Annotated in this window: 6 protein-coding genes; 2 read left to right on the top strand and 4 right to left on the bottom strand. The window is 73.8% G+C overall.

The features are described from left to right. A partial coding sequence (locus tag AB0O00_RS30155; RefSeq protein WP_363657126.1) for a serine/threonine-protein kinase occupies positions 1-1,295 on the top strand: 1,295 nt, incomplete at its 5' end. Between the two features lie 17 nt (positions 1,296-1,312). Here the strand turns inward: AB0O00_RS30155 and AB0O00_RS30150 are convergent. The 4 genes from AB0O00_RS30150 to AB0O00_RS30135 all read right to left on the bottom strand — a co-directional run bounded on the left by AB0O00_RS30150 (position 1,313) and on the right by AB0O00_RS30135 (position 3,575). Continuing rightward, positions 1,313-1,816, bottom strand: a complete 504-nt coding sequence (locus AB0O00_RS30150) for an LURP-one-related family protein (protein WP_363657124.1) — start codon at positions 1,814-1,816, stop codon at positions 1,313-1,315. Positions 1,817-1,921: 105 nt separating this feature from the next. After that, positions 1,922-2,161 (bottom strand): hypothetical protein, encoded by a 240-nt coding sequence (locus AB0O00_RS30145; RefSeq protein ID WP_363657122.1) that lies wholly within the window; start codon positions 2,159-2,161, stop codon positions 1,922-1,924. Positions 2,162-2,253: 92 nt separating this feature from the next. Further along, a complete protein-coding gene (locus tag AB0O00_RS30140; RefSeq protein WP_363657120.1) occupies positions 2,254-3,045 on the bottom strand; it encodes an alpha/beta fold hydrolase in 792 nt (263 codons plus the stop codon). A gap of 176 nt (positions 3,046-3,221) precedes the next feature. After that, positions 3,222-3,575: a DUF6401 family natural product biosynthesis protein gene (locus AB0O00_RS30135; protein ID WP_363657118.1), complete on the bottom strand. Its 354-nt coding sequence runs from the start codon at positions 3,573-3,575 to the stop codon at positions 3,222-3,224. 142 nt (positions 3,576-3,717) lie between these two features. Between AB0O00_RS30135 and AB0O00_RS30130 the strand changes: the two genes are divergently transcribed. Continuing rightward, entirely contained in the window at positions 3,718-4,644 is a 927-nt protein-coding gene (locus tag AB0O00_RS30130; protein WP_363657116.1) for an LLM class F420-dependent oxidoreductase, read from the top strand. Positions 4,645-4,705: the final 61 nt, after the last annotated feature.

The raw sequence follows: 4,705 nt of genomic DNA, 5'->3' as shown, positions 1-4,705 counted from the left end.
GCCTCGGCCACGGCCCGCTCGGCGTCGCCGAGGCCGCCCGGATCGGCCGCGGCGTCCTGTCCGCGCTGCGCGCCGCCCACGCCGTCGGCATCCAGCACCGCGACGTCAAGCCCGGCAACGTCCTGCTGCGCCCCGACGGCACCCCGGTGCTCGCCGACTTCGGCATCGCCGCCATCCAGGACGCCACCGCCCTCACCGCGACCGGCGCGCTCATTGGCTCGCCCGAGTACATCGCCCCCGAACGCCTCCGCGGCCAGGAGGGCAACCCCTCCTCCGACCTGTGGTCGCTCGGCATGATGCTGTACGTCTCGATGGAGGGCTACCACCCGCTGCGCCGCGCGAGCACCCTCGCGACCCTCGCCGCCGTCCTCGACGAACCGCTCCCGCCCCCGCACCGGGCCGGCCCGCTCGGGCCGCTGCTGTCCGCCGTGCTCGCCAAGGACCCGGCGGCGCGGCCGGACGCCGAGCAGTTCGACCGCATGCTCGCGGCGGCCGAGCACAGTGTGTCGACGCCCCCGCCGATGATGGTGCCGACGACGCAGCTGCGGCCCGGGCCGCAGCCGCCCATGGACGCGATCCCGTCTGGCCCGGTCACGGCTCCGACCCCGGCTCCGACCACGGCGCGCCGCAACCTCGCGCCGTTCGCCGTGGCGGCCGTCGTCGTCCTCGGGATCGGCTACGGCGGCCTGAACTGGTACCTGCACAAGGACGGCAGCAACGCGGCGCCCTCGACCACCGTCACGGCCGGCACGAAGGTCTCCGGGGACACCGGCTCGACGTCCGCCGTCGCCCTGCCCTCCGGCCTGGCCTTGCCGTCCGTCGCTCCCGAGACGCCCGCGGCCAAGGTGGACCTCCTCACCCCGAACGGCGTCCGGAAGGTGGTGGAGGCGCTGAAGCCGTTCGCGCCGAGCGGCAAGGTCTGGGAACTGGACGTCTACCCCGAGTACGCGATCGCCAAGGTCCCCGTCGCGAACGAGCCCAAGGGCTACGACATGATCGACTACCGCGACGGCAAGTTCACCAAGCAGGCCGTCGCCGGGAGCGGCTCGGTGACCTCTGTCGACAGGCTCTTCGATCTCGGCCAGTACAACTGGGACCTTCTTCCCGGCCTCCTGAAGAAGGCCCAGGACGGCATCAACGTCCCGCAGCCGACCACGCGTTACATGGTCGTCAAACCCGACATCATCGACGAGAGCCCGGCTCTCCTGATCTACCTCGACGACGCGTACGGCGGCGGCTACCTGGAGACCGACCCCAAGGGCAACGTCATCCGCACCAGCCCCAAGGGTTCGTAGGACGGGCGCCGGGGCGGTCAGAGGTTGGTGAGCTGATCGCCCTTGGCGTCCTCGACGACGTGGTCCACGCACACCGCGAGGACGAGCAGGAGCAGCGCGTCCTGCGGGTAGAGGACGTCGACGGCGTACGCGTCACGGATCGTGAACCAGCGGCGGGAGATGTGCGCGAGGGTCGTGCCCTCGTGCTGGATGTCGAACTCGCGGTCCCACAGGTTGCCCGCTATCCGCAGGCGTCGGCCGTCGGCGAGGCGCACCTTGAAGCGGTCGCCGAAGAGGGCGAACATCTTCTTGCTGATCTTGGCCGTCACCGTGCCGTCCTGCTTGATGAGGAGGGTGTGGTGGACGGTGAAGGCCTTGCGGACGATGCTCGCGACGTGCTCGCCCCGGGTGTCGACCAGGGCGAAGGTCCGTCGCAGCCGGAGGAACTTCCGGTTGACGCGGTAGAGCTTCTCCCGGTGCTCGGTCTCGATCCAGGCCTCCTCGTGGAAGGCGAACATGCGGTCGCGGACCAGGTAGCGCATCTGGTGGATCCCCCCGTGCTGTGATCGTGTCCGCCGGCCCTGCGGCGCGGCGCGCACAGAGCGTAGCGGCAGATCCGTACGGGCGGATCCCGGGGGGCGGTGCCTTTACCGGTCGAAGAGGTTGGGCTGGGAGTTGATGCCCTGCCCGTCGATGTCCGCCCCCCACCCGTCCACGCCCTCGGCGCCGGTGCAGTAGCCGACGCCCTCCACGTGGCCGCCGGCTTCGTAGCACTGGTCGGCGGTGACGTCGCGCGGGGCGGCCGAGGCGGCCGAGGCGGTGGCGGCGGTGAGCAGGACGGCGGCCACGGTCGAAAGGGCCGCGCGGCGGAGTGTCGAAGTGCGCATGGGGCCTACGACAGCACGGCCGCGCGGGCGGGGCGAATCCTATGCGTCCGTTTCGCCGACGGGCCGCGCGCCACGCCGGACGGACCGGTGGTTCAGACCCGCCGGGGCTGGCGCGGCAGCGGGAGGGTGAGCGCCTCGCGGGAGCCCGGCGGCAGGGCGAGCGCGGAGACGGTCTCGGCGGGCAGGTCGCGCAGGCCGAGCATCGCGGCGGTGAGGTGGGTGGTCGCGCGGTGCCAGTCGGGGACGCGCTGGAGCATCGCGTGGCCGCTGCCGGTGACGGTGTAGCCGCACACGCGGGCGCCGGCGGCGCGGCTGCGGGCGGCGAAGGCGTGGGTGTCGGCGGGCGGGGTGACGGTGTCGCGGTCCCCGTGCAGCATCAGCACGTCGCGCCCGGCCAGCTGCTCGCACGGGTCGCCCGCCGGGCACCAGGGGGCGAGCGCGACGACGCCGGTGACGTTCGGGTGGCCGCCCGCGCGCAGCGCCGCCCGGCCGCCCATGGAGTGCCCGACCAGGACGGTCGGCACGCCGCCGAGCTCCGCGCGGAGCTCGTCGAGGGCGGCGAGGGCGTCCCGGGCGGCGTCGGCGCGCTCGTCGTTCCAGCCGCGGTGGCGGTAGCGGACGGTGCCGATGGCGATGTCGGCCCCGGCGGTGCCGCGGCGCAGCGCGCGGAGGAAGCCGTGCATGCGCAGCAGCGGCAGGTTGAGGAGGCCGGGCCGGGCGAGGTTGCGCTCCTCGCCGCCGTGCAGGACGAGGACGGCGGCGCCGGGACGCTGCGGCCGGACGCGCCAGTGCAGGGCCGGGTGGCGCTCGGGCCGCGGCCCGGTGGGGGTGGCCGGCCGGCCGGTGGTGCCGTCCTCGGCGCTGGTGCTGACCGCTCCGCTCACTGTCGTGTCCTCCCCAGCCCCCGCGCGCGTCGTCCGTGGACCGCCAACTCTACGCGCGATCACGAGCCCGGTCGCCGGTGCGTTGTGCGGGGCCCGGTTCACCTGGGGGGATCAGGCATTGCCGCGCAGCTTGCGGGTCTTTCGGCTCAGGCCGGGTGCCGCGCCCCAGCCCGCCGTCAGGCGGTGAGCAGCCCCTGCTCGCGCACCAGCCAGCAGATCGCGGTGAGCCGCCCGACGGCGAAGTCGTACCCGACCGGCTCCCGCCAGCCGATCTCGGCGAGCGCGTCGAGGAAGCCGAGCGCGTAGTCCGACAGTTCCTCGCGGTCCAGGGGCGGGGGCAGCAGCTCCGGCCCCTGCGCGTACAGCAGCTCGCGCAGCTCGGCGGCGTGCTGGTCGACCGAGGCGACGAAGCCGGGCTCGAACGCGAACTCGGCCAGCCGCGGCGTGAAGGCGGCGACGATGCCCGGCAGCGGGCAGCCGGCCGGCTCGTCGGGGGAGCGGCCGGAGGACTCGTCGGAGGTGGCGAACATCCGTCCACGGTAGGGGAACCGGCGGGCGGACACGGCGGGTCGTGACGGTTCCGTGCTGAGACCTTGGCCACCCGGGAAACACCCTGTGCACGGGCCGGTTCCGTCGTGTGACCGGCGGGCCGTCCGTACCAGAATGGCCGGCATGGATCTCCGCATCTTCACCGAGCCCCAGCAGGGCGCGAGCTACGAGACGCTGCTGGCGGTCGCCCGCACCGCCGAGGACGTGGGCGCGTTCAGCGCCTTCTTCCGCTCCGACCACTACCTGAAGATGGGCGGCGCCGACGGCTTGCCCGGCCCCACCGACGCCTGGATCACCCTGGCCGGCCTCGCCCGCGACACCCGCACCATCCGCCTGGGCACCCTGATGACCGCCGCGACCTTCCGGCTGCCCGGCGTCACCGCGATCCAGGTCGCCCAGGTCGACGCGATGAGCGGCGGACGGGTCGAGTTCGGCCTCGGCGCCGGCTGGTACGAGGCCGAGCACACGGCGTACGGCATCCCCTTCCCGAAGGAGCGGTTCGGGCGCCTGGAGGAGCAGCTGGCGATCATCACCGGGCTGTGGAACACCAAGCCCGGCGACACCTTCGACTTCGTCGGCGAGCACTACACGCTCACCGAGTCGCCGGCGCTGCCCAAACCCGTGCAGGGGCACGTTCCGGTGCTGGTCGGCGGCCACGGCCCCAAGCGCACCCCGGCGCTGGCCGCGCGCTTCGCGGACGAGTTCAACCTGCCGTTCTCCTCGGTGGAGGACACCGCCGTGCAGTTCGGCCGGGTGCGCACCGCCGCCGAGCGGGCGGGCCGCCCGGCCGACGGCCTCGTGTACTCGGCGGCGCTGGTCGCCTGCGTCGGCCGCGATGACGCCGAGGTGGCGCGGCGGGCCGCGGCCATCGGCCGCGACGTCGACGAGCTGAAGGCGAACGGCCTGGCGGGCAGCCCGGCGGAGGTCGCGGAGAAGATCGGCCGGTACGCGGCCATCGGCACGCAGCGGATCTACCTCCAGATCCTCGACCTGCACGACCTCGACCACCTGGAGCTCATCGCGGGCGCCGTCGCCCCGCAGCTGGGCTGACCGTCCCTGCGGCACCCGGTCTGACCACGGCACTTTACTCTCTCTTGGTGGTGCGCGATGC

This window comes from Kitasatospora sp. NPDC093558 (genome assembly GCF_040683475.1).
GTDB lineage: Bacteria > Actinomycetota > Actinomycetes > Streptomycetales > Streptomycetaceae > Kitasatospora.
The sequence above is the reverse complement of the archived record's forward strand: the minus strand, read 5'-3'. Positions and strand labels throughout refer to the sequence as shown.

Excerpts from the sequence above, each read along its gene's own strand:
- AB0O00_RS30150 (WP_363657124.1), bottom strand. The coding sequence starts at position 1,816 with ATGCGCTACCTGGTCCGCGACCGCATGTTCGCCTTCCACGAGGAGGCC.
- AB0O00_RS30145 (WP_363657122.1), bottom strand. The coding sequence starts at position 2,161 with ATGCGCACTTCGACACTCCGCCGCGCGGCCCTTTCGACCGTGGCCGCC.
- AB0O00_RS30135 (WP_363657118.1), bottom strand. The coding sequence starts at position 3,575 with ATGTTCGCCACCTCCGACGAGTCCTCCGGCCGCTCCCCCGACGAGCCG.
- AB0O00_RS30130 (WP_363657116.1), top strand. The coding sequence starts at position 3,718 with ATGGATCTCCGCATCTTCACCGAGCCCCAGCAGGGCGCGAGCTACGAG.